We start from the raw sequence: 22,696 nt of genomic DNA, 5'->3' as shown, positions 1-22,696 counted from the left end.
GCCTTTAAGGGGCGCCCGGTACCCCGGCGCAGTGGCACGGCCCGTAGTACGGGACAATGGGGTACGTGACTCGGATCGTGATCATCGGTGGCGGACCCGGCGGCTATGAGGCGGCGCTGGTGGCCGCGCAGCTCGGTGCGGAGGTGACCGTCGTGGACTGCGACGGTCTGGGCGGGGCGTCGGTGCTGACCGACTGCGTGCCGTCGAAGACGCTCATCGCCACCGCCGAGGTGATGACGACCTTCGACTCCTCCTACGAGGAACTCGGGATCATCGTCGCGGACGACACGCCGCACATCGATACGCCCGCGCGTGTCGTGGGCGTCGACCTCGGCAAGGTCAACCGGCGTGTGAAGCGGCTCGCGCTGGCGCAGTCGCACGACATCACGGCGTCTGTGACGCGCGCCGGCGCGCGGGTCATGCGCGGGCGCGGGCGGCTGGAGGGCCAGCAGGACCTGGACGGGTCGCGGAAGGTCGTGGTGCGGGCCGCCGACGGGTCCGAGGAGATCCTGATCGCCGATGCCGTGCTCATCGCCACCGGTGGACATCCGCGCGAGCTGCCCGACGCCCAGCCCGACGGGGAGCGGATCCTCAACTGGACGCAGGTCTACGACCTCGACGAGCTGCCCGAAGAGCTGATCGTGGTCGGGTCGGGTGTGACCGGTGCCGAGTTCGCCGGTGCCTATCAGGCGCTCGGGTCGCGGGTCACGCTCGTGTCCAGCCGTGATCGGGTGCTTCCCGGTGAGGACCCGGACGCAGCCGCCGTCCTGGAGGACGTGTTCCGGCGGCGCGGCATGAACGTCATGGCGCGGTCACGGGCCCAGTCCGCCAAGCGGGTCGGGGACCGGGTCGAGGTCACGCTCGCCGACGGGCGGGTCATCAGCGGCACGCACTGTCTGATGGCCGTCGGTGCCATCCCCAACAGCGCGGGCATGGGACTGGAGGAGGCCGGGGTCAAGCTCAAGGACTCCGGGCACATCTGGACCGACAAGGTCTCCCGCACCAGCGCGCCGGGCGTGTACGCCGCCGGTGACGTCACCGGTGTCTTCGCCCTCGCTTCCGTGGCCGCCATGCAGGGCCGTATCGCCATGTACCACTTCCTGGGCGACGCGGTGGCCCCGCTCAACCTGAAGACCGTGTCCTCCAACGTCTTCACCGACCCCGAGATCGCCACCGTCGGCTACACCCAGGCCGACCTCGACTCCGGAGTCATCGACGCCGTCGGGGTGAAGCTGCCGCTGCTGCGCAACCCGCGCGCCAAGATGCAGGGCATCCGGGACGGCTTCGTCAAGATCTTCTGCCGGCCCGGCACCGGGATCGTCGTCGGCGGTGTCGTGGTCTCCCCGCGCGCCTCGGAACTGATCCACCCCATCTCGATCGCGGTCGACAACAACCTGACCGTCGAGCAGATCGCGAACGCCTTCACCGTGTACCCGTCCCTGTCGGGTTCGATCGCCGAGGTCGCGCGCCAGTTGCACACGCGCAAGTCCGGTGGCGGCGTCTGACGAGGACGGATCGGTCGCGTTTCTGTCCGGTTGGCCCCTATATCACTTCTCGACCCGCTGTACGTGCAACTTCTGTTATTCGGCGCAAACTGCTGAAAGCAGATGGTCGTTGGCGTTACTGTCAGTTTCGTGTTCGCTGCAGAACGTCGCCAATTGATCCTCGAAATGGTGCGGGCCAACGGAGCCGTGTCGCTCCGTGAGCTCGCCCGCGTCGTCCAGACCTCCGAAGTGACCGTACGGCGGGACGTGCGCGCTCTGGAGGCAGAAGGACTCCTCGACCGCCGGCACGGCGGTGCGGTATTGCCGGGCGGGTTCACGCGGGAGTCCGGCTTTCCGCAGAAATCTCATCTCGCGACCGCCGAGAAGACGGCCATCGCCGATCTCGCCGCGAGCCTCGTCGAAGAGGGCGAGGCCATCGTGGTCGGGGCGGGGACCACCACGCAGGAGCTGGCACGCCGGCTCGCGCGGGTCCCCGGGCTGACCGTCGTCACCAACTCCCTGTTGGTGGCCCAGGCGTTGGCCCACGCCAACCGTGTGGAGGTCGTGATGACCGGCGGCACCCTGCGCGGTTCCAACTACGCCCTGGTCGGCTCCGGCGCCGAGCAGTCCCTCCAGGGGCTGCGTGTCTCCAAGGCCTTCCTCTCCGGGAGCGGACTGACCGCCGAGCGCGGGCTGTCCACGTCCAACATGCTGTCGGCGTCCGTCGACCGCGCGCTGGTCCAGGCCGCCGCCGAGGTCGTCGTCCTCGCCGATCACACCAAGCTCGGCACCGACACGATGTTCCAGACGGTGCCGACCGATGTGATCACCCGGCTGGTGACGGACGACCCGCCCGGCCACGACGACCGTGCGGTCACCGAGTTGCAGGCCCTGGCCGACCAGGGTGTGCAGATCGCGGTCGCCGGGGCGTCGGGCGGCGGCGGTGGTACGGGAGGCGATCCTGTCCCGGCGCGCCCGTCGCAGTCACGCCGGGAGGTGCCCCTGCCCGGGCCGCGCCGCAACCAGGTCCACGGCTCCGCACCGCAGCTGCGCAGCGCCACGGTCCTCGGGGACCAGCCGACGGCCGGTGAGCGGGACAGGGAGCGGGCGGCCCGGGTCGCGGACCTGCGGCGCCGGTAGCCTCCTGCCTCCGGCGGCCACACGGGATCGGGCCACTGTCGGTTACGGTCCCATGCCGGTCAATGCCGGTTACGGTCCCATGCCGGTCAATGCCGGTTACGGTTTCAGGCCGCGCACGGTCAGCGTCAGCAGGCGGTCGGCCAACTCCGGGTCGTCCGGGGTTTCCTCGGCCGCCAGCGCGATGGCGTTGGTGAGCTGGAGCAGGTCGCCGATGGACACGTCGTCGCGTACGGCGGCCGCCGCCTGGGCCCGCTTCAGCAGGGCCTCGCCGGCCTCCCGGATGGGGGCGCAGCAACGGGCCAGGTCCGAGGTGTCCTCTTCGGGGCCGGGGGTGGCGGTGTACGACACCGTCATCAAGGCCTGGGACAGGCCTCGGTATTCGCCCGCGTGGGTGATGATGTCGCGCAGCCAGGCCACGAGTGCGGTGCAGGGTTGGGCCGCTTCGAGGTGGGCCTCGGCTCGGGTCAGGAGGTCAGCCACCGCGTCCTCGAAGACCGCGCTCAGTAGGGCTTGGCGGTTGGGGAAGTGGCGGTAGAGGGTGCCGATGCCTACGTTCGCGCGGCGGGCGATGTCTTCGAGAGAGGCGGCTGTTCCTTGGGCCGCGAAGACGAGGCGGGCCTCTGCGAGGAGGCGCTCGTGGTTGCGGCGGGCGTCTGCTCGCATGGGGCGAACCCCTGCCGGAGGCTGAGCCGGGCTGGTGCGCACCATGGGTTCACCTGCTCTCTTCGCTGGGCATGTCTTCAGCCTAAGAGCTCGGGTGAGTGGGGGTGGATTGGCGGCTGCGGGTGGGCGGGGTTGATCGCGCCCGCGCGGCGGAGCCGCATATCAATACAGCCCCGCGCCCCTAAAGGGGCGCGGACCCCGGCCGGGAGTATCAAGTTGCCGCCCGAACGGTCGAGCGCCCGACCGCTGGCTGAGCCAGTTCGCCGGGCGCTCTGAGCGTCGTACGAGCCTTGTGTCAGTCCTTGATCTCGCAGATCACCGCGCCTGAGGTGACCGAGGCGCCCACCTCGGCCGACAGGGCCTTGATGGTGCCGGAGCGGTGGGCGTTGAGGGGCTGTTCCATCTTCATGGCCTCCAGGACGACGACGAGGTCGCCTTCCTTGACCTCCTGGCCCTCCTCGACGGCGACCTTGACGATCGTGCCCTGCATGGGGGAAGCGAGGGTGTCGCCGGAGGCCACAGGGCCCGACTTCTTTGTCGCGCGGCGCTTCGGCCTGGCGCCTGCCGCGAGGCCGGTGCGGGCCAGGGTCATGCCGAGGGAAGCGGGGAGGGAGACCTCCAGGCGCTTGCCGCCGACCTCGACGACGACCGTCTCGCGGTCGGCCTCGTCCTCGGCCTCGGCGGTGTCGGCGGGGGCCGCGAAGGGCTTGATGTCGTTGACGAACTCGGTCTCGATCCAGCGGGTGTGGACCGTGAAGGGGTCCGTGCCGTCGGTGAGTTCGGGGGCGAACGCCGGGTCCCTCACCACCGCGCGGTGGAACGGGATCGCCGTGGCCATGCCCTCGACCGTGAACTCGTCCAGGGCGCGGGCCGCGCGCTGGAGAGCCTGCTGGCGGGTGGCGCCGGTGACGATCAGCTTCGCGAGGAGGGAGTCCCAGGCCGGGCCGATGACCGAGCCGGACTCCACACCCGCGTCCAGACGGACACCGGGACCCGTCGGCGGGGCGAACGTCGTGACCGTGCCGGGAGCCGGGAGGAAGCCCCGGCCCGGGTCCTCGCCGTTGATGCGGAACTCGAAGGAATGGCCGCGCAGCGGCGGGTCGTCGTAGCCGAGTGCCTCGCCGTCGGCGATACGGAACATCTCGCGGACCAGGTCGATGCCGGTGACCTCCTCGGTGACCGGGTGCTCCACCTGGAGACGGGTGTTGACCTCCAGGAAGGAGATCGTCCCGTCCAGGCCGACGAGGAACTCGACGGTGCCGGCGCCGACGTAACCGGCCTCCTTGAGGATGGCCTTCGAGGCCGCGTACAGCTCGGCGTTCTGCTCGTCGGAGAGGAACGGGGCCGGGGCCTCCTCCACCAGCTTCTGGTGGCGGCGCTGGAGGGAGCAGTCACGGGTGGAGACCACGACCACGTTGCCGTGGCTGTCGGCCAGGCACTGGGTCTCGACGTGGCGGGGCTTGTCCAGGTAGCGCTCGACGAAGCACTCGCCGCGGCCGAAGGCCGCGACCGCCTCGCGGACGGCCGAGTCGTACAGCTCGGGCACTTCTTCCAGGGTGCGGGCGACCTTCAGGCCGCGGCCGCCGCCGCCGAACGCCGCCTTGATGGCGATCGGCAGGCCGTGCTGCTCGGCGAACGCCACGACCTCGTCCGCGCCGGACACCGGGTCGGGCGTGCCCGCGACCAGCGGGGCGCCCGCGCGCTGCGCGATGTGACGAGCCGCCACCTTGTCGCCGAGGTCGCGGATCGCCTGCGGGGGCGGACCGATCCAGATCAGGCCCGCGTCCAGGACCGCCTGCGCGAAGTCAGCGTTCTCCGAGAGGAAGCCGTAGCCCGGGTGGATCGCGTCCGCGCCGGAGTCCTTCGCGGCCTGCAGCACCTTGGCGATGTCCAGGTAGCTGGTCGCCGGGGTGTCACCGCCCAGGGCGAACGCCTCGTCCGCGACACGCACATGCAGCGCGTCCCGGTCCGGATCGGCGTACACGGCCACGCTCGCGATCCCGGCGTCCCGGCACGCCCGGGCGACGCGGACAGCGATTTCGCCTCGGTTGGCGATCAACACCTTGCGCACGATGGCTCCCTCTCCTTGAAACAAGCCGAGTTTAGGGACTGCCGACACGGCGTTTCGACCCGTCCTCAATGGTGAGCTTGCCCACACGGAGCGTGAGACGAGGCTCGCTCGAACGGCGAAATCCCTTGTCGCACAGCATGGCGCAGGACACCACGCGAAAACCCTAGCCCTCTCATGTGGTCAAGGTCTCTGTTCGGCCGCGCTGCGGCCGGTCGGGTTTCTTTGTGGAGTCCCTACTAATGGCCCAACGATTCTTTGCTCTCGCGAGAACCCTTGTCCCGTGGTTTACCCGTTAGTAGCGTTCGCGATGGCTCGAACACGTGCTTGGGGTAACGGCGGAAGTGGGTGGGGACCGGTGGTCCGCAGACCGGTGGCGGTGGTCACGGCGATCGTGCTGTTCGCGGAGGGGCTCGGGATCGCCGGGCTGCAGTGGTTCCTCGGCACCGTCGTCGACCGGCAGAAGATGTCCCTCGCCGGGCTCGATCCCGACGCGATGTCCGTGTCGACGAAGGCCGGGGGTGTTCTCTTCGGCCTCTACTTCGTCTTCTGTGGCGTCGTCGCCCTGCTCGTCGCGCTGCGCAACCGGCCCGCCGCCGGGCTCGGGAGGATCCTGCTCATCAGTGCCGCCGTCGTGCACGGGCTGCTCGGCGCGCTCACCGTGGGGCTGGTCGGGTGGGGGGCGTTCGTGTTCATGATGGTGGTGCTGGGGCTGGTCGTGTTGACCTTGATGACGTACGACCGGCCCGGGAGTGGCAAGGGTGACGGCTCGGTCATGCCCTCCTCGCCTTCGACGCCGAGCCCGTCCTGACGCCTTACGTCACTTGTTCCTGGGCGTCCACAACTCCGTGATCCCCACGTCCAGTTGGGCCAGCAGGCGGCGTAGCAGGGGCAGGCTGATGCCGATCACGTTGCCGTTGTCGCCCTCGATGCCGTCGATGAACGGGGCCGAGCGGCCGTCCAGGGTGAACGCGCCTGCCACGTAGAGGGGCTCTCCGGAGGCCACGTACGCGGCGATCTCCTCGTCGGTGGGGTCGCCGAAGTGGACGACCGTGGAGGCGACGGCGGAGACGTGGCGTTCGCTGACCGTGTCCCATACGCAGTGGCCGGTCTGGAGTGTGCCCGCGCGGCCGCGCATCGACTTCCAGCGGGCCGTGGCCTCCTCGGCGTCGGCGGGCTTGCCGAGGGCTTCGCCGTCGAGGTCGAGCACCGAGTCGCAGCCGATGACCAGGGCGCCCTTGACCTCGGGCTTCGCCGCCACGACGGAGGCCTTTGCCTCGGCCAGGGCCAGGGCGAGGTCGGCGGGGGTGGGGGCGGTGACGGCGTCCTCGTCCACGCCGCTGACGATCACCTCGGGGGACAGGCCGGCCTGGCGGAGCAAGTTGAGGCGGGCGGGGGACTTGGAGGCGAGCACCAGGCGGCGGGGCTGCGGTTCAGTCATGTGGCCCAGGGTATCGACAGCGGGGTGCCTCCGGCGGTTGGGCGGGGGTGCGTGGGGTGCGTTGGGGGGCGGGGCGGTGTCGGTGTCGGTGTCGGTGTGTCTGTCCGTGGCTTGGTGTGGGGTGTCTCTGGTGGTTGGCGGGGGTGCGTGGGGTGCGTGGTGGGGCGGGGTGGTGCCGGTACGTCTGCCCGTCGCTTGGTGCCCTACTGCTCGGGGTTGATGGGTTGGGGTTCTCTGGGCCGCTCCACGCGACGGGCATGACGTACCGGCACGGCCCCTTACGCCGTCTTGCGGCCGCCCCGTTGGCGTGGTGGCTGTTTTTAGAGGATGCCCAGTACCAGCATCGCCAGGACCATGGCCAAGGCCATGAGGATGCCGAGCCGCCGAAGCATGGCCTGCGTGTCGCGCAGTTCCTTCGGCGGCTCGTTCTCAGGGTCGGACCAGAGCATGGTCCGATGGTGCGGTGGGCCGGAGGGCGGGCGCCTGAGTACGCGTACTCAAATGGGGCCGGGCGTTCCGCTCAGGTGGGCCAGTAGGTGCGGCTCCAGGTGGTGGGGCCGGGGGCGGGGAGGCGGTGGGCGGCGATGCGGGACGGGTCGGACCAGGAGTCCCGGGGGGTGGGCGCGCCGGGCGGCTCGGTGGCTGCCGCCGCGGCGCGGGCGCGGACCACCGCCAGTGCGGCGGCCAACTCCTCGGGGGTGGGATTGCCCCGTACGACCTTGATCGTCACAGCGGCTCCTTACAGGGGGATGTTGCCGTGCTTCTTCGGGGGGAGGGACTCGCGCTTCGTGCGGAGGTGGCGTAGGCCGCGGATGAGGTGGCGGCGGGTGTCGGAAGGGCTGATCACGGCGTCGACGTAGCCGCGTTCGGCCGCCGTGTAGGGGTTGAGGAGGGTGTCCTCGTACTCCTGGATGAGGCGGGTGCGGACCTCTTCGCGTTCGGATTCGGGGGCCGCGGCGATCGTGCGGCGGTGGAGGATGTTGACCGCGCCCTGGGCGCCCATGACGGCGATCTGGGCGGTGGGCCAGGCGAGGTTGAGGTCGGCGCCGAGGTGCTTGGAGCCCATGACGTCGTAGGCGCCGCCGAAGGCCTTGCGGGTGATGACCGTGATCAGGGGGACGGTGGCTTCGGCGTAGGCGTAGATCAGTTTGGCGCCTCGGCGGATGATGCCCTCGTGTTCCTGGCCCACGCCCGGGAGGAAGCCGGGGACGTCCACGAAGGTCAGGACCGGGACGTTGAAGGCGTCGCAGGTGCGGACGAAGCGGGCCGCCTTCTCGGAGGCGTCGATGTCCAGGCAGCCGGCGAACTGGAGGGGCTGGTTGGCGACGATGCCGACCGGGTGGCCCTCCACGCGGCCGAAGCCGGTGAGGATGTTCGGGGCGAAGAGGGCTTGTGTCTCGAAGAACTCGGCGTCGTCCAGGACGTGTTCGATCACCGTGTGCATGTCGTACGGCTGGTTCGCGCTGTCGGGGACGAGCGTGTCGAGCTCGCGGTCCTCGTCGGTGAGGGTGAGGTCCGCCTGTTCGGGGAACGACGGGGGCTCGCTGAGGTTGTTCGACGGGAGGTAGGAGAGGAGCTGCTTGACGTAGTCGATGGCGTCCTTCTCGTCGCCCGCCATGTGATGGGCGACCCCGGATGTGGCGTTGTGGGTGCGGGCGCCGCCCAGCTCCTCGAAGCCGACGTCCTCGCCCGTGACCGTCTTGATGACGTCCGGGCCGGTGATGAACATGTGCGAGGTCTGGTCGACCATGACCGTGAAGTCGGTGATCGCGGGGGAGTAGACCGCGCCGCCCGCGCACGGGCCGACGACCAGGGAGATCTGGGGGATCACGCCGGAGGCGTGGGTGTTGCGGCGGAAGATCTCGCCGTACATGCCGAGGGCCATGACGCCCTCCTGGATACGGGCGCCGCCGGAGTCGTTGATGCCGATGACCGGGCAGCCCGTCTTGAGGGCGAAGTCCATGGCCTTCATGATCTTCTGGCCGAAGACCTCGCCGAGGGAGCCGCCGAGGACCGTGAAGTCCTGGGAGAAGATCGCCACCGGGCGGCCGTCGACCGTGCCGTAGCCGGTGACGACGCCGTCGCCGTACGGGCGGTTGCTCTCCATGCCGAAGTCGGTGGAGCGGTGGCGGGCGAACTCGTCGAACTCGACGAAGGAGTCCTCGTCGAGGAGCAGCTCGATCCGCTCACGGGCTGTCAGTTTGCCCTTGGCGTGCTGCTTTTCCACCGCGCGTTCCGAACCGGCGTGTGTCGCTTCGTGGACACGGCGCTGGAGATCCGCGAGCTTCCCCGTGGTTGTGTGGATGTCGATCTCTTCCGGCTCGGACATCGGGATGCGGCTCCCTGGCTGCTCAATGGGGACGTGAGAGTGACTTACTGGGTGGCTTGCTGAGTGATTGCCCAGTACATGTGGTACGTGCTCAGAAGTGGGGGCGGTTACTCATCCGTAGAGTAGTGCGGCGCCTACCGTTCGGCAGTGCGGCGTTGAACACACCTAGGGTGGTTGCATGACGCCGCGAGATGCAGCAGACGACAGCCGCTGGTCCGATCTGGAACGGCCTCCTCTGAACGCGAACGCCCTGCGCCGGGCCCTCGTCCGGGAGGGCGGGCTGTGGAGCTCGCTGGACGTGGTGCCCGTCATCGGGTCCACCAACACCGACCTCGCGGGGCGCGCCGATCGGCTGCCCGAGGGGGCGGTGCTCGTCGCGGAGGAGCAGCGGGCCGGGCGGGGGCGGCTCGAACGGAGCTGGACGGCGCCGGCGCGGTCGGGGCTCTTCTTCTCCGTGCTGCTCAAGCCGGTCGAGGTGCCGGTGGAGCGGTGGGGGTGGCTGCCGCTGCTCACCGGGGTAGCCGTGGCGACCGGGTTGTCCCGGGCCGCCGGGGTCGACACGTCACTCAAATGGCCCAACGATGTGCTGGTGACCGTGGGGGGCGAGGAGCGGAAGGCCGGGGGGATCCTCGCGGAGCGGGCCGGGGCCGATGGGGTCGTGCTGGGGATCGGCGTGAATGTGAGTCTGCGGGCGGATGAGCTGCCGGTGCCCACGGCGGGGTCGCTGGTGCTTGCGGGGGCCGTGAACACGGATCGGGATCCGTTGCTGCGGGCCGTGTTGCGGGCGTTGGAGGAGTGGTACGGGCGGTGGCGGTCGGCTGGGGGTGATCCGGGGCTGAGCGGGCTGCAGGAGACGTATGCGGCGGGGTGCGCGACGTTGGGGCGGAAGGTGCGGGCCGAGTTGCCCGGGGAGCGGTCCGTGGTGGGGGAGGCGGTTGCCGTGGATGGGGACGGGCGGTTGGTGCTGGCCACGGGGGAGGGGGTGCAGGAGCCCGTGGGGGCGGGGGACATCGTGCATCTGCGGGCCGTTTGACGGGGGGTTTCGCCCCCGCCGCCCCTACCCGTCCCTCCCCCACTCTCGGCTTCGCTCGAGCGGGGGGACCCCCATCCAGGGGCTGCGCCCCTTCGACCCCATGTGCGGGTGGGTGGGGGCTTGTCGCGCCCACGCGGCGGAGCCGCATATGTCACAGCCCCGCGCCCCTTACGGGCGCCCTCGGGCTACCTTCCGGAGTGAGCTGGCGCACACCTGCCGTAGAGTTGAGGCCGGTCGAGTACGTGACCGTGGGAGATCGGAAGGGCAGCAGGCGTGAGCGTCGAGGACACGGGCTCCGGGACGGACGCGCATGGCCGCGTGGACCTTCCGGGCGCGGACGCCGGCGAGGAGGACCCGCTGGCGCTGCGGCTCGAAGGGCTCATCCTCGGTGCCGAGCGCCGGTACACCCCGTTCCAGGCGGCGCGCAGCGCGGGCGTGTCCATGGAGCTGGCGTCCCGTTTCTGGCGGGCCATGGGCTTCGCGGACATCGGGCAGGCCAAGGCGCTCACCGAGGCCGACGTGCTGGCGTTGCGGCGGCTCGCCGGTCTTGTCGAGGCGGGGCTGCTGAGTGAGGCCATGGCCGTGCAGGTGGCCCGCTCCACGGGGCAGACCACGGCCCGGCTCGCCGAGTGGCAGATCGACTCCTTCCTGGAGGGCCTGACCGAGCCGCCGGAGCCGGGGATGACCCGCACCGAGGTGACGTACCCGCTGATCGAGCTGCTGCTGCCGGAGCTGGAGGAGTTCCTCGTCTATGTGTGGCGGCGGCAGCTCGCGGCGGCCACCGGGCGCGTCGTGCAGGCCGCCGATGACGAGGAGATGGTCGACCGGCGGCTGGCCGTCTGCTTCGCCGATCTGGTCGGGTTCACCCGGCTCACCCGGCGGATGGAGGAGGAGGAGCTCGGCGAGCTCGTCGAGGCCTTCGAGACCACCGCGGCGGATCTGGTGGCGGCGAATGGCGGGCGGCTCATCAAGACGCTGGGGGACGAGGTCCTGTACGCCACCGACGACGCCGGTGTGGCCGCCGAGATCGCCCTTCGGCTCATCGAGACCATGGCGAACGACGAGACCATGCCCGAGCTGCGCGTCGGCATGGCCTTCGGCACGGTGACCACCCGGATGGGCGACGTCTTCGGGTCGACCGTGAACCTCGCGAGCCGACTGACCTCGATAGCGCCCAAGGACGCGGTGCTCGTCGACGGTGCCTTCGCCGAGGAGCTGACCCGTACGGGAGAGGCCCCCGCCTCGGAGGCGGAGGCCGCCGAGGCCGCGGCCGCCGCCGAGAAGGAGGGCGAGGAGCCGCCTTCGTACCGCTTCGCCCTTCAGCCGATGTGGCAGCGTCCGGTGCGTGGCCTGGGTGTCGTCCAGCCGTGGCTGCTCACTCGGCGGCCGGGGAAGCCGTGATGGCGTAGCCGAAGCCGTGTGTGGGGCTTCACCGGCTCAGGGTGTCGTCCACGCACAGGCCGACGACCGGTACGCACAGGCCGCCCGGGTCCGGCTTCTGGGGCTTCGTGGGCTCGTCCGCCGTAGCGGCCGGTTGCTGGGGTGCCGCCGAGGGCTGGGAGGTGGTCGCGCTCGGGGCCTCGGGATCCGGGTTCGCCGGGTGGGTGGTCGGGGTCGAGGGGGCTCGGTGGGCGCGGGGGCCGCTGGGGAGTTCGACGCCCACCGAGGCGGTGGACGGTGGTGCCGAGGGCGAAGGTGTCGCGGTGGTCGCACCCGGTGACGCCGGTGGCGTCGGTGTGGCGCTCGCGTTTCCCATGGCGGTGTCGGCGGTCGGGCCGTCCGGGCCCGCCGAGGGCACGCTTCCCACGGTCGCCCCGGCGCTGGTCGCCTCGTCCGTGACCTCGTCCGTGATCTCGTCCGCGGACTTCGGCGTCGCGCCTGCCGCACCCACACCTCCGCCGACCGGGTCCGAGGCCAGCCGTACGAGGCTCAGCGCCCCCGCCGCCAGAGCCAGCCCGCCGAAGGCGAACAGCACCTTCCGGGGGCGGGGCCTGCGGTGCCGTCCGCGCTGGCTGGGAATGTGTGGCGCCCCCGCCGCGCCCGCCGCCGCGCCCGTCGTCGGCCTCGTCACCGTGCTCGTCGTCATGGCCTGTCCTCCCCTCCGCGCCCGTGTCCCCCGGTGCGCCTGTGCGGAGCGCAGGTTATGCGCCAGGGTGGGAGGCGTGGCCGGAGAAGGGCTGGATGTCACTCGAACGGGGAAACCGCCCCCTGTGCGATGATCGGGCCGACGGTTGTTAACCCGCGTTAACCGGGAGGGTGTCATGGGCGTCGGTGCCGCAGCGGAGCGGGCGGAGCAGGGTGACCAGGGGGGCGAGCGGCGGTACGGCGAGTTCGTCGTCGTACGGCGGCACGCGTATGTCGCCGAGCTTGTTCTTGACCGGCCCAAGGCCATGAACGCCGTGTCCACCGACATGGCCCGGTCCATCGCGGGGGCGTGTGCGGCGCTGTCCGGCGACCGGGACGTACGGGTGGCCGTGCTGACGTCGACGCACGAGCGGGCGTTCTGCGTGGGGGCCGATCTGAAGGAGCGGAACTCGTTCAGCGACGCCGAGCTGGTGCGGCAGCGGCCTGTCGCGCGGGCTGCCTACACCGGCGTACTGGAGCTGCCGATGCCCACGATCGCCGCCGTCCACGGCTTCGCGCTGGGTGGTGGCTTCGAACTCGCCCTCTCCTGCGACCTGATCGTGGCCGACCGCACGGCGGTGGTGGGGCTGCCCGAGGTGTCCGTGGGCGTCATTCCGGGTGGCGGCGGTACGCAGTTGCTGCCGCGTCGCGTGGGGGCCGCCCGGGCCGCCGAGCTGATCTTCACGGCGCGGCGGCTGGAGGCCGTGGAGGCGCGGGAGTTGGGGCTCGTGGACCAGCTGGTGGACGAGGGGCGGGACCGGGCGGAGGCCTTGGCGCTGGCCGCGCGGATCGCCGCGAACTCGCCCGTCGGGCTGCGCGCGGCCAAGCGTGCGCTGCGGCTCGGGCACGGGCTCGATCTGCGGGCCGGGCTGGAGGTCGAGGACGCGGCTTGGCGTTCGGTGGCGTTCTCGGGGGACCGGGCGGAGGGTGTGGCCGCCTTCAACGAGAAGCGGAAGCCGGAGTGGCCGGGGGAGTAAGGGGGCGCCGGGACAAGGCGGTCGCGTGGGTGCGCCCCCTGTTCGCCGCACCAATGTCTCAAAACGGAGCAAAGCTCCCTAGCCTGGAGTGATGGGTGAGGACAGACGGCTGAGGGCCGTGGTGGCGTTGGCGCGGGGCATGGCCGCGGCGCACACACCGCGCGAGTCGTGGCGGGCCGCCGCGGACGGCGCGTGCCGGGCCCTGTCCGGCAGCTTCGCCGCGCTGTCCGTGTGGGAGCGGGAGCGCGGGCTGCTGCGGGTGCTGGTCAATGTGGGGAGCCTGGCTCCGGACGAGGAGGAGTTCCCCGGGGACGAGACCTATCCCGTGCACGAGTTCCCGGAGATCGCGGAGTTCCTGCACGAGCGGTGGCTGGAGGGCGGCGAGCCCAATGCCTGGGTGGAGACGGCGGCCGGGCCGCTGGCGGAGCGGCGCAGCCGGGGCGGTTACTGCCATCAGCGGGTCGCGGCGCTCCGGCGGCGCGGGCGCGGGTGCTGCGTGGTGGCGCCCGTCGTGCTGAACGGGCGGGCGTGGGGCGAGTTGTATGTGGCCCGGCCCGCAGGGGAGCCGGTCTTCCACGGTGACGACGCGGCGTTCGCGACCGTGCTCGCCTCCGTCGTGGCGGCCGGTATCGCCCAGTCGGAGCGCCTGGAGGAGGCCCGGCGGCTCGCATTCACCGACTCCCTCACCGGCCTCGGCAACCGGCGCGCGGTCGATCTGCGGCTCGACGAGGCGATGGAGGCACACCGGCGCGACGGCACGGTCATCAGCCTGGTCGTCTGCGACCTCAATGGCCTGAAGAAGGTCAACGACTCCTACGGACACGCGGTCGGGGACCAGGTCCTGGAGCGGTTCGGCTCCGTGCTCTCGCGCTACGGGGCGGAACTGCCCGGCGTGCTGGCCGCACGGCTCGGCGGCGACGAGTTCTGTCTGCTCGCGGTGGGGCCGTCCGCCGACGAGGTGGTACGGGTCGCCGGTGATCTCTGCGTACGGGCGCGGGAGTTGGAGCCGGGCGAGGGGGTCGCCTGCGGGGTCGCCTCCACGGGGGACCCGATCGGCCCGCTCCGGTCGGCCCGCCGGCTGTTCCGGCTCGCCGACGCCGCGCAGTACCGGGCCAAGGCCGCCGGATCCCTCGAGCCGGTCGTCGCCGGCCGCGAGGGCGAGGGTGCCGAGGACCCGGTCGTCAGCCTCGCCGACCACCCACCGGCCCCGGCCGACCCGGCCCATCCGGGAGAGCGACGCCGCATTCGGGGGCGCCGGCCCCAGGGGTAGGGGACTTTCAACATCCCAGTACTCCCCGTCCCTCCGGTGGCCGGTAAGGAGTCCCACCCCCGACCGGTCGTGACATTCGACGATTCAGTCCCTACGATCCTGAATATGGATATGCACTCTGTGGACACGGTGGTGCTCGGGACGACCGGTGCCACCGCGGCCGACGTCCTCGCCGTGGCGCGCGCCGGCGCCCGGGTCGAGCTCTCCCAGGAGGCGGTGGCGGCGCTCGCCGCGGCCCGCGAGATCGTGGAGGCGCTGGCGGCCAAACCGGACCCCGTCTACGGGGTCTCCACCGGGTTCGGCGCCCTCGCGACCCGGCACATCAGTCAGGAGCTGCGTACCCAGCTCCAGCGGAACATCGTCCGCTCGCACGCGGCCGGCATGGGCCCGCGGGTGGAGCGCGAGGTCGTACGCGCGCTGATGTTCCTGCGGCTGAAGACGCTCTGCTCGGGACGTACGGGTGTACGGCCCGAAGTCGCGCAGACCATGGCCGACCTCCTCAACGCCGGGATCACCCCCGTCGTCCACGAGTACGGCTCCCTCGGCTGCTCCGGCGACCTCGCGCCGCTGTCCCACTGCGCGCTCACCCTTATGGGAGAGGGCGACGCCGAGGGCCCGGACGGCGTCGTACGGCCGGCCGGTGAGCTGCTCGCCGCGCACGGCATCGCCCCCGTCGAGCTGCGCGAGAAGGAGGGGCTCGCCCTCCTCAACGGCACCGACGGCATGCTCGGCATGCTGGTCATGGCGCTGGCGGACCTGGAGACGCTGTACACGTCCGCCGACATCACCGCCGCGATCTCCCTGGAGGCGCTGCTCGGCACCGACAAGGTCCTCGCCCCCGAGCTGCACGTCATCCGCCCGCACCCCGGGCAGGGTGCCTCGGCCGCCAACATGCTGGCCGTGCTGAAGGGTTCGGGGCTCACCGGGCACCACCAGGACGACGCGCCCCGGGTGCAGGACGCGTACTCGGTGCGGTGCGCCCCGCAGGTGGCGGGGGCGGGGCGCGACACCATGGCGCACGCGCGGCTCGTCGCCGAGCGGGAGTTGGCGTCGGCCGTCGACAACCCGGTCGTGCTGCCGGACGGGCGGGTCGAGTCCAACGGCAACTTCCACGGGGCCCCGGTCGGGTACGTCCTGGACTTCCTCGCGATCGCGGTCGCGGACCTGGCGTCGATCGCCGAGCGGCGTACCGACCGGCTGCTCGACAAGAACCGGTCACACGGACTGCCGCCGTTCCTCGCGGACGACGCCGGGGTCGACTCCGGGCTCATGATCGCCCAGTACACGCAGGCGGCCCTCGTCAGCGAGCTGAAGCGGCTCGCCGTGCCCGCCTCCGCCGACTCGATCCCGTCCTCCGCGATGCAGGAGGACCACGTCTCGATGGGGTGGTCGGCGGCGCGGAAGCTGCGGACCGCCGTGGACAACCTGACGCGGGTGCTCGCCGTCGAGTTGTACGCCGGGACGCGCGCCGTCGAGCTGCGGGAGGGGCTGACGCCGGCGCCGGCGACCCGCGCGGTCATCGAGGCCGTACGCGAGGCCGGGGTCGAGGGGCCTGGTCCGGACCGCTTCCTCGCGCCCGACCTTGCGCTGGCCGACGCGTTCGTCCGGGACGGGCGGCTGGTGGCGGCGGCGGAGTCGGTGACGGGGCCGCTCGCCTGACGGCCTCTCCGGTCGCCGTTGAAGGGAAGCGCCTTCGGGCGCTTCTCAGTACGCCTCCAGACGCCCCCGCCGTACCGAGTACGCCACGAAGCCCGCGCCGAGGCCCAGGAAGAGGGTGCCGCCGACGATGTACGGGGTGGTGTTGGGGCTTCCGGTGTCGGCGAGTTCGGCGGCGCGGTCGTCCGTGTCGGAGGTCGTGGCCGAGTCCGCGTCCGCCGTCGAGTCCGCATCCGAGTCCGCATCCGAGTCCGCGTCCGTCGTGGTCGACGCCGTCTGCCGTATGTCCGCCGTGTCCTCCTGCGTCGCGTTCGCCGACGGCACGAACCACAGGGCACCCAGGAGGGTCCCCGCGGCGGTGGCGGTCAGGAGCGACCGGCGGGCGGTGGACGACGCTCGACGTGCGACGGACACGAAATATCGATCCCCTTGTGGCGCGGGCGAATTGGCCGTAGAGAGCGATGCTAATGAAAGGCGCGGGTCGTGGGAAAGTCGCGCGACCCGTGAGCCGTACGCTCCGAGGCATGAGTACAACTGAGACATCACAGTTCGTCCGGCTTCGCGTGGAATTGGTAGTGGAAGTCGAGGACGTAGAGGCCCTCACCGGGGCCGCACTGCGGCGGATTTCCGGCGACGCCGATATGCCGGCCGACGAGCGGGTACACGCCGTGAGCGCCGTGACGGAGGACACAGCAGAGGCTCTCGCCTATCTGATCGACCCGTTCGACCTGGTCGGCGAGGTGCCCGGGGTCGAACTGGCCCAGGCGTCCTGGAGCAGCGAGAGCATCGACTACGACCCCGATTCGCCGGAATGGGGTCTTGACGAGGATGATGAGGGCGAGGGCGAAGAGGAAGACCGGCTCGGCTGAGGCGGCTTGGGGCATTCGTGACCCCGGGCGGCGGCTGCCGCCCGGGGTTTCCGTCGTCTCATGGGGCGCACTTGTCACCCGCGCATCACCGCCGGGGTCGCCGTCGAAACCCGGGAGTGGTCGGAGTGGCGTATCCCACACCTCGATGCGAAGTGGAACGGCTCGGTGCCGTCGCGGTGTTTTAGTGCTTACGGGGATTCTCAGGGTTTCGTGGTTTTGGGGATTCGGCAACGATGGAGAAGCGTGTGATGACGAACAGTAAGCGGCGCAGGGGCCTGTCGGTCGCGTCCGCACTGCTCGGCGGGGTGCTGGTGCTCTCTGCGTGCAGCGGGGGCGACGGCGACAACGCGTCCGGGAACGACGGCGGGGACTCCTCGCAGGCCAAGGTCGACGAGGCGGCCGCCAAGAAGAACTCCGAGGCCGAGATCGAGATCACGCCGAAGGACGGCTCAGACAACGCCTCCATCAACAACTCGGCCAAGGTCACCGTGAGCAAGGGCACGCTCACGGAGGTGACCATGACCACCGCCGACGGCGCCGCCGTCGAGGGCGAGATATCCGCCGACAAGAAGAGCTGGGCGCCGAGTGCCCAGCTGGAGCGGTCCACCAGCTACAAGATCACCGCCGCCGCCACGGACTCCGAGGGCCGGGAGGCCCACGAGAACGCCTCGTTCACCACGGTCTCGCCGGCCAACAGCTTCATCGGCAACTTCACGCCCGAGGACGGTTCCACCGTCGGCGTCGGCATGCCGGTCTCGATCAACTTCGACAAGGCGATCACCAACAAGGCCGACGTCCAGAAGGGGATCACCGTCTCCACCAGCTCCGGCCAGGAGGTCGTCGGGCACTGGTTCAACGCCAACCGTCTCGACTTCCGGCCCGAGGACTACTGGCAGGAGGGCTCCACCGTCACCCTCAAGCTCGCGCTCGACGGGGTGGAGGGCGCCGAGGGCGTCTACGGCGTCCAGCAGAAGACGGTCTCCTTCACGATCGGCCGGAACCAGGTCTCGATCGTCGACGCCAACACCAAGACGATGAAGGTCACGCAGGACGGCAAGGTCGTCAAGACCATCCCGATCTCCGCCGGCTCCCCCGAGAACAAGACGTACGAAGGCATCATGGTGATGTCGGAGAAGTTCAAGGAGACGCGCATGAACGGCGCGACCGTGGGCTTCACCGACGACGACGGCAAGGGCGAGTACGACATCAAGGATGTGCCGCACGCCATCCGTCTCACCACCTCCGGGACGTTCATCCACGGCAACTACTGGGGCGCCGACTCCGTCTTCGGCAACGTCAACACCAGCCACGGGTGCGTCGGCCTCAACGACACCAAGGGTGCGAACGATCCCGACACCGAGGGTGCCTGGTTCTACAACAACTCGATCGTCGGTGACGTCGTGGTCGTCGAGAACACCGGCGACAAGACCGTGGCCCCCGACAACGGCCTCAACGGCTGGAACCTGAGCTGGGCCGACTGGAAGGCGGGCTCGGAGGTCTGACCTCCGCCGCGCCGATGAACTCGGTGTGAGTGCGTCGGCGGGTGCGGGTTGTGGTGGGTTGCTCGCGCAGTTCCCCGCGCCTCTAAGGGGCGCGGGGAACTGCGCGACCAGCCCCCACTCGGCCGCACTCGCACGCTGACCGCGCAGGAAACGTGGAGACGGCCCTCCTACCGCTCGGTGTGAAGACGAAGGAGCGGCGGGAACGGGCCGCCGAGGCGCTGGAGTCGGTGGGGCCGGGGAAGCGGCTCGGGCATCTGCCGGCCGAGTTGTCGGGCGGTCAGCAGCAGCGCGTGGCGATCGCCCGGGCGCTGGTGAAGCGGCCGAAGGTGCTGCTCGCCGACGAACCCACCGGCAACCTCGACGAGTTCACGCGTGACGAGATCATGGGGGTGCTGGAGACCCTGTGGAAGGAGCACGGGCTCACATTCGTCATGGTCACCCATGACTCGACGCTGGCGAAGAAGGCCCCGAGGGTCGCGACGATCCGCAAGGGGCGGATCACCGTGAAGGAGAACGCCGGGGCATGACATCTCCAGGGGTGCGGGGCGCGTTGTAGGGGAGCTCGGGGCGCGTACGGGGCGCGCGTGGCCCCGGGCTCCTCGGCTTGTCGGAGTAGCTATTGAGCCTGAGTTGACCCCTCGTCATACTTCGTATTTCGGGGGTGTTGACGCGTATGGCGTGTATGGCATGTATGCGTATGTACGTTGACATAGGCCGCTTTGCGGCGCTCCCCCGGCCGCACTTCTGCTGCTTCAGGGGGAAACTTGCGCAGACAAGTGGGAAGAGCGTGCACGGTCTCGATCGCCATGGTGTCCACCGTGGCCCTGACAGGGGGAACGGCCGGTCCGGTGTCCGCAGACGGGACCGCCGATGTCAGGGCCCGCCACCGCATCACCCTCATCACCGGTGACCGTGTCCTCGTCGACGCCGGCGGCCGTGTTCGCGGTCTGGAGCGGGCGAAGGGCCGTGCGGGGGTTCCCGTGCAGGTCCGGGAGGCCGACGGGCACACGTATGTGCTGCCGGCCGACGCGGCCCGACTGATCTCCGCCGGGAGGCTCGACAAGCGGCTGTTCGACGTCACCGAGCTGAACAGGTCCGCCACCCGCAAGTCCCACAGGCAGGGCCTGAAGCTGATCGTCGGCTACACGGGGACCGCCGCCGGCGCTCGGGCCGACGTACGGGACGCGGGCGACACCAAGGTCCGCCGCACCCTGGAGACGCTGAACGCCGACGCGGTCCTCACACCCAGGGACGACGCCGCCGAGCTGTGGAAGGCGGTCACCGACGCCGACGGCACCACGGCCAGGGGCGTCGCGAACATCTGGCTGGACGGCGTCCGCAAGGTGCGCCTCGACAAGTCCGTCCCGAGGATCGGCGCCCCGACGGCGTGGAAGGCCGGCTACGACGGCAGGGGCGTCACCATCGCCGTGCTGGACACGGGCATCGACGCGACCCACCCGGATCTGAAGGACCAGGTGATCGCCGACAAGAACTTCTCCACCTCGCCCGACACGACGGACAAGTTCGGCCACGGCACGCACGTCGCCTCCATCGCGGTCGGCACCGGGAAGCGGTCCAAGGGCAAGTACAAGGGCGTCGCGCCCGGCGCCAAGCTGCTCAACGGCAAGGTGCTGAGCGACGATGGCTACGGCGACGACTCCGGGATCATCGCCGGCATGGAGTGGGCCGCCGAACAGGGCGCCGATGTCGTCAACCTCAGCCTCGGCGGCAGCGACACCCCCGAGGTCGACCCGATGGAGGCGGAGATCGACAAGCTCTCCGCCGAGAAGGGCATCCTCTTCGCGATCGCCGCGGGCAACGAGGGCGACGCGGGCGAGCGGACGGTCGGCTCCCCGGGCAGCGCGTCCGCCGCGCTCACCGTCGGCGCGGTCGACGGCAAGGACGAGCTCGCCTCCTTCTCCAGCCGAGGCCCCGGCCTCGACGGCCAGATCAAGCCCGATGTGACCGCGCCCGGTGTCGACATCACCGCCGCCTCGGCCGAGGGCAGCGTCATCGAGCAGGAGGTCGGCGAGAAACCCGAGGGCTACCTGACCATCTCCGGTACGTCGATGGCGACCCCGCATGTCGCGGGCGCCGCCGCCCTCCTCAAGCAACAGCACCCGCAGTGGACGTACGCCGAACTCAAGGCCGCCCTCGTCGCGTCCGCCAAGGGCGGCCCGTACACGCCGTTCCAGCAGGGTTCCGGCCGGATCCGGGTCGACAAGGCCATCAAGCAGACGATCGTCGCCGACCCGGTCTCGGTGAGCTTCGGAGTGCAGGAGTGGCCGCACACCGACGACAAACGGAAGACCGAGAAACTCACGTACAAGAACCTCGGCACCAAGGCCGTCACCCTCGACCTCACCGTGACCGCCACCGACCCGAAGGGCAAGCCCGCCCCCGCCGGCTTCTTCACGCTCGGCGCCAGGAAGGTCACCGTCCCCGCGGACGGCGAAGCGGCGGTGAAGCTGGCCGTCGACACAAAGCCGGGCGGCAGCCTCAACGGCGCGTACACCGCGTACGTCACCGCCACCGGCGGCGGCCAGAGCGTACGGACGGCGGCGGCCGTGCAGCGCGAGGTGGAGTCGTACGACCTCACGCTCAAGGTCGTCGACCGCGACGGCGAGGCGGCCGTGGACTACATGATCGACCTCACCGGGGTCTTGGGGCTCGCCGCCGATGAGTGGTTCACGCCCTACGACAAGGACGGGACCGTCAAGGTGCGGGCGCCGAAGGGGAGTTACGTCCTCAACGCCGGGATCACCGTGGACCCTGAGGACCTGAGCAAGGGAACGGACTGGCTGGCCCGGCCGGTCCTCACCGTCGACCGGAAGACCTTGCTCACGCTGGACGCCCGCAAGGCGAAACCCGTGAACATCACCGTGCCCGAGGCCGCCGTCGAAGCGGTGTCCGCGGCACCGGAGTTCACCTTGCGGGTGGGCGAGAACCCGTACCTCTTCGGCTGGCTGCTCGACACGTACGACGGGTTCCGTACCGCGCACCTCGGCCCTCCGGTCACCGGCGGCAGACTCACCCAGAACTGGGTGGGCCACTGGACCAAGGGCGACACCGTGCTGTACGCCACCGTCACAGGAGGCAAGGTCGACAAGCTCGCCACCGGCTACACCAAGCGCTGGAAGAAGAGCGAACTGGCCACAGTGAAGACCGGCCTCGGCGCCTCCACCCCGGGCAAGCAGGGCGCGGTCGTCCCCTGGGCCAGGCTCCCCGACAGCGGCGGCTCCGCGATGGCCGGCGTCCCGCAGCCGCTGCCCGGCACCCGCACGCTGTATCTCTCCGCCACGCAGGGGGTGAGGTGGAGCCTCGACTTCGAGCAGTACGGCGGAGAGGACGAACAGGGCTTCCCGATCCTGGACGCGTACTACACCACCGGCGACAGTCGCGCCTACGAGCGTGGCAAGAGCTACGCCGAGACCTTCAACGCAGGGGTCTTCGGCCCGAAGATCACCGCCGCGTACGGCATTCGCCGCGACGGCGATCACCTGTACGGCATGCTGCCGTTGTTCGCCGACGGCAAGGGGCACGCGGGGTCGTCGGTGTACGAGAAGGTCACGACGACCCTGTACCGCAACGGTAGGAAGATCACCTCGGGTGAGGACCCGTTGGACGGGTCGGGCCAGTTCAAGGTCCCGCCGGGGCCCGCCACCTACCGGCTGACGACCTCCGTCTCCCGGTCCGCGGACGTGGCCAGGGCCTCCTCCCGCATCGACGCGAGCTGGACCTTCAAGTCCCGGAAGACGGCGGACGACACGACACTGCCGGTCTCCACTGTCCGCTTCGGCGCCCCCTTCCTGGGCCTCGACAGCACGGCTCCGGCCGGCGGAAAAGTCAGCGTTCCGATCACTGTGCAGGGGGCGGCCGCCGGCCGGAACCTCAAGTCGCTGACCGTGTATGTGTCGGACGGCGGCAAGAAGTGGACCAAGGCCGCCGTCAAGAACGGCAGGTTCAGCTGTGTGACGCCGGGGGCGGGGGAGAGCGTTTCGTTCCGGGCCGAGGTGACCGACAAGAAGGGGAACAAGGGGACGGTGTCGATCTACGACGCGTATTTCGGCAAGTGACGCGTATTTCGGCGATGACGCCGTGGCCCAAGCCGGCCAGGGGCTACGGGCTACGGGCTACGGG

The 22,696-nt window shown here is 70.6% G+C and carries 19 protein-coding genes and 1 pseudogene; 12 read left to right on the top strand and 8 right to left on the bottom strand.

Annotated elements, in window-relative coordinates:
• Window positions 1-56: 56 nt before the first annotated feature.
• Both CES90_RS41790 and CES90_RS41785 read left to right on the top strand, forming a co-directional pair.
• Window positions 57-1,505 (top strand): NAD(P)H-quinone dehydrogenase, encoded by a 1,449-nt coding sequence (locus tag CES90_RS41790; protein WP_189782384.1) that lies wholly within the window; start codon window positions 57-59, stop codon window positions 1,503-1,505.
• Window positions 1,506-1,607: 102 nt separating this feature from the next.
• A complete protein-coding gene (locus tag CES90_RS41785; protein WP_189782385.1) occupies window positions 1,608-2,624 on the top strand; it encodes a DeoR/GlpR family DNA-binding transcription regulator in 1,017 nt (338 codons plus the stop codon).
• A 96-nt stretch (window positions 2,625-2,720) separates the two neighbouring features.
• On the opposite strand, the gene CES90_RS41780 is transcribed toward CES90_RS41785, so the two are convergent.
• On the bottom strand, window positions 2,721-3,287 hold the full coding sequence (locus CES90_RS41780; RefSeq protein ID WP_189782386.1) for a TetR/AcrR family transcriptional regulator: 567 nt from the start codon (window positions 3,285-3,287) through the stop codon (window positions 2,721-2,723).
• Between the two features lie 295 nt (window positions 3,288-3,582).
• The gene (locus tag CES90_RS41775; protein ID WP_189782387.1) at window positions 3,583-5,358 is read right to left on the bottom strand and encodes an acetyl/propionyl/methylcrotonyl-CoA carboxylase subunit alpha; all 1,776 of its coding nucleotides are present in this window, start codon (window positions 5,356-5,358) and stop codon (window positions 3,583-3,585) included.
• 355 nt (window positions 5,359-5,713) lie between these two features.
• Between CES90_RS41775 and CES90_RS41770 the strand changes: the two genes are divergently transcribed.
• Window positions 5,714-6,166, top strand: coding sequence for a hypothetical protein (locus CES90_RS41770; RefSeq protein WP_189782388.1), 453 nt, complete (start codon window positions 5,714-5,716; stop codon window positions 6,164-6,166).
• A 9-nt stretch (window positions 6,167-6,175) separates the two neighbouring features.
• On the opposite strand, the gene CES90_RS41765 is transcribed toward CES90_RS41770, so the two are convergent.
• The 4 genes from CES90_RS41765 to CES90_RS41755 form a co-directional block, all read right to left on the bottom strand.
• Entirely contained in the window at window positions 6,176-6,796 is a 621-nt protein-coding gene (locus CES90_RS41765) for a nucleoside triphosphate pyrophosphatase (RefSeq protein ID WP_189782389.1), read from the bottom strand.
• Between the two features lie 320 nt (window positions 6,797-7,116).
• Window positions 7,117-7,245, bottom strand: a complete 129-nt coding sequence (gene mmpB, locus CES90_RS51455; protein ID WP_268257014.1) for a morphogenic membrane protein MmpB — start codon at window positions 7,243-7,245, stop codon at window positions 7,117-7,119.
• A gap of 71 nt (window positions 7,246-7,316) precedes the next feature.
• Window positions 7,317-7,526: an acyl-CoA carboxylase epsilon subunit gene (locus CES90_RS41760; RefSeq protein ID WP_149827766.1), complete on the bottom strand. Its 210-nt coding sequence runs from the start codon at window positions 7,524-7,526 to the stop codon at window positions 7,317-7,319.
• 9 nt (window positions 7,527-7,535) lie between these two features.
• Window positions 7,536-9,125, bottom strand: a complete 1,590-nt coding sequence (locus CES90_RS41755; RefSeq protein ID WP_189782390.1) for an acyl-CoA carboxylase subunit beta — start codon at window positions 9,123-9,125, stop codon at window positions 7,536-7,538.
• A 178-nt stretch (window positions 9,126-9,303) separates the two neighbouring features.
• On the opposite strand from CES90_RS41755, the gene CES90_RS41750 reads away from it, so the two are divergent.
• Both CES90_RS41750 and CES90_RS41745 read left to right on the top strand, forming a co-directional pair.
• A complete protein-coding gene (locus tag CES90_RS41750) occupies window positions 9,304-10,158 on the top strand; it encodes a biotin--[acetyl-CoA-carboxylase] ligase (RefSeq protein WP_189782391.1) in 855 nt (284 codons plus the stop codon).
• A 273-nt stretch (window positions 10,159-10,431) separates the two neighbouring features.
• Window positions 10,432-11,559: an adenylate/guanylate cyclase domain-containing protein gene (locus CES90_RS41745; RefSeq protein ID WP_189782392.1), complete on the top strand. Its 1,128-nt coding sequence runs from the start codon at window positions 10,432-10,434 to the stop codon at window positions 11,557-11,559.
• A 28-nt stretch (window positions 11,560-11,587) separates the two neighbouring features.
• On the opposite strand, the gene CES90_RS41740 is transcribed toward CES90_RS41745, so the two are convergent.
• On the bottom strand, window positions 11,588-12,244 hold the full coding sequence (locus CES90_RS41740; protein WP_189782393.1) for a hypothetical protein: 657 nt from the start codon (window positions 12,242-12,244) through the stop codon (window positions 11,588-11,590).
• Window positions 12,245-12,419: 175 nt separating this feature from the next.
• Here CES90_RS41740 and CES90_RS41735 point away from each other — a divergent pair, with 175 nt between their 5' ends.
• The 3 genes from CES90_RS41735 (at window position 12,420) to hutH (ending at window position 16,188) form a co-directional block, all read left to right on the top strand.
• On the top strand, window positions 12,420-13,259 hold the full coding sequence (locus tag CES90_RS41735) for an enoyl-CoA hydratase/isomerase family protein (protein ID WP_189782394.1): 840 nt from the start codon (window positions 12,420-12,422) through the stop codon (window positions 13,257-13,259).
• Between the two features lie 91 nt (window positions 13,260-13,350).
• Entirely contained in the window at window positions 13,351-14,529 is a 1,179-nt protein-coding gene (locus CES90_RS41730) for a GGDEF domain-containing protein (protein WP_189782395.1), read from the top strand.
• Window positions 14,530-14,649: 120 nt separating this feature from the next.
• The gene (gene hutH, locus CES90_RS41725; protein WP_189782444.1) at window positions 14,650-16,188 is read left to right on the top strand and encodes a histidine ammonia-lyase; all 1,539 of its coding nucleotides are present in this window, start codon (window positions 14,650-14,652) and stop codon (window positions 16,186-16,188) included.
• Between the two features lie 45 nt (window positions 16,189-16,233).
• Here hutH and CES90_RS41720 read toward each other — a convergent pair whose 3' ends face one another.
• Window positions 16,234-16,599, bottom strand: coding sequence for a hypothetical protein (locus tag CES90_RS41720; RefSeq protein WP_189782396.1), 366 nt, complete (start codon window positions 16,597-16,599; stop codon window positions 16,234-16,236).
• Window positions 16,600-16,709: 110 nt separating this feature from the next.
• On the opposite strand from CES90_RS41720, the gene CES90_RS41715 reads away from it, so the two are divergent.
• The 4 genes and pseudogenes from CES90_RS41715 to CES90_RS41700 all read left to right on the top strand — a co-directional run bounded on the left by CES90_RS41715 (window position 16,710) and on the right by CES90_RS41700 (window position 22,632).
• Window positions 16,710-17,054 carry a hypothetical protein gene (locus CES90_RS41715; RefSeq protein WP_189782397.1) on the top strand — a complete coding sequence of 115 codons (345 nt, stop codon included), beginning with the start codon at window positions 16,710-16,712 and terminating at the stop codon, window positions 17,052-17,054.
• A 248-nt stretch (window positions 17,055-17,302) separates the two neighbouring features.
• Entirely contained in the window at window positions 17,303-18,556 is a 1,254-nt protein-coding gene (locus tag CES90_RS41710) for a L,D-transpeptidase (RefSeq protein WP_229913746.1), read from the top strand.
• Window positions 18,557-18,705: 149 nt separating this feature from the next.
• Window positions 18,706-19,083 (top strand): annotated as a pseudogene (locus CES90_RS41705) (ABC transporter ATP-binding protein); the annotation flags it as partial.
• 279 nt (window positions 19,084-19,362) lie between these two features.
• Entirely contained in the window at window positions 19,363-22,632 is a 3,270-nt protein-coding gene (locus CES90_RS41700) for a S8 family peptidase (protein WP_189782399.1), read from the top strand.
• Window positions 22,633-22,696 lie beyond the last annotated feature (64 nt).

The sequence above is a fragment of the Streptomyces capitiformicae genome (assembly GCF_002214185.1).
Classification (GTDB): domain Bacteria; phylum Actinomycetota; class Actinomycetes; order Streptomycetales; family Streptomycetaceae; genus Streptomyces; species Streptomyces capitiformicae.
Note: the sequence above shows the minus strand (reverse complement) of the source record. Positions and strands in the feature narration are given on the sequence as shown.

Excerpts from the sequence above, each read along its gene's own strand:
- CES90_RS41715 (WP_189782397.1), top strand. The coding sequence starts at position 16,710 with ATGAGTACAACTGAGACATCACAGTTCGTCCGGCTTCGCGTGGAATTG.
- CES90_RS41780 (WP_189782386.1), bottom strand. The coding sequence starts at position 3,287 with ATGCGAGCAGACGCCCGCCGCAACCACGAGCGCCTCCTCGCAGAGGCC.
- CES90_RS41790 (WP_189782384.1), top strand. The coding sequence starts at position 57 with ATGGGGTACGTGACTCGGATCGTGATCATCGGTGGCGGACCCGGCGGC.
- CES90_RS41710 (WP_229913746.1), top strand. The coding sequence starts at position 17,303 with ATGACGAACAGTAAGCGGCGCAGGGGCCTGTCGGTCGCGTCCGCACTG.
- CES90_RS41740 (WP_189782393.1), bottom strand. The coding sequence starts at position 12,244 with ATGACGACGAGCACGGTGACGAGGCCGACGACGGGCGCGGCGGCGGGC.
- CES90_RS41700 (WP_189782399.1), top strand. The coding sequence starts at position 19,363 with ATGGTGTCCACCGTGGCCCTGACAGGGGGAACGGCCGGTCCGGTGTCC.
- CES90_RS41785 (WP_189782385.1), top strand. The coding sequence starts at position 1,608 with ATGGTCGTTGGCGTTACTGTCAGTTTCGTGTTCGCTGCAGAACGTCGC.
- CES90_RS41750 (WP_189782391.1), top strand. The coding sequence starts at position 9,304 with ATGACGCCGCGAGATGCAGCAGACGACAGCCGCTGGTCCGATCTGGAA.
- CES90_RS41730 (WP_189782395.1), top strand. The coding sequence starts at position 13,351 with ATGGGTGAGGACAGACGGCTGAGGGCCGTGGTGGCGTTGGCGCGGGGC.
- CES90_RS41765 (WP_189782389.1), bottom strand. The coding sequence starts at position 6,796 with ATGACTGAACCGCAGCCCCGCCGCCTGGTGCTCGCCTCCAAGTCCCCC.
- mmpB (WP_268257014.1), bottom strand. The coding sequence starts at position 7,245 with ATGCTCTGGTCCGACCCTGAGAACGAGCCGCCGAAGGAACTGCGCGAC.
- CES90_RS41755 (WP_189782390.1), bottom strand. The coding sequence starts at position 9,125 with ATGTCCGAGCCGGAAGAGATCGACATCCACACAACCACGGGGAAGCTC.
- CES90_RS41735 (WP_189782394.1), top strand. The coding sequence starts at position 12,420 with ATGGGCGTCGGTGCCGCAGCGGAGCGGGCGGAGCAGGGTGACCAGGGG.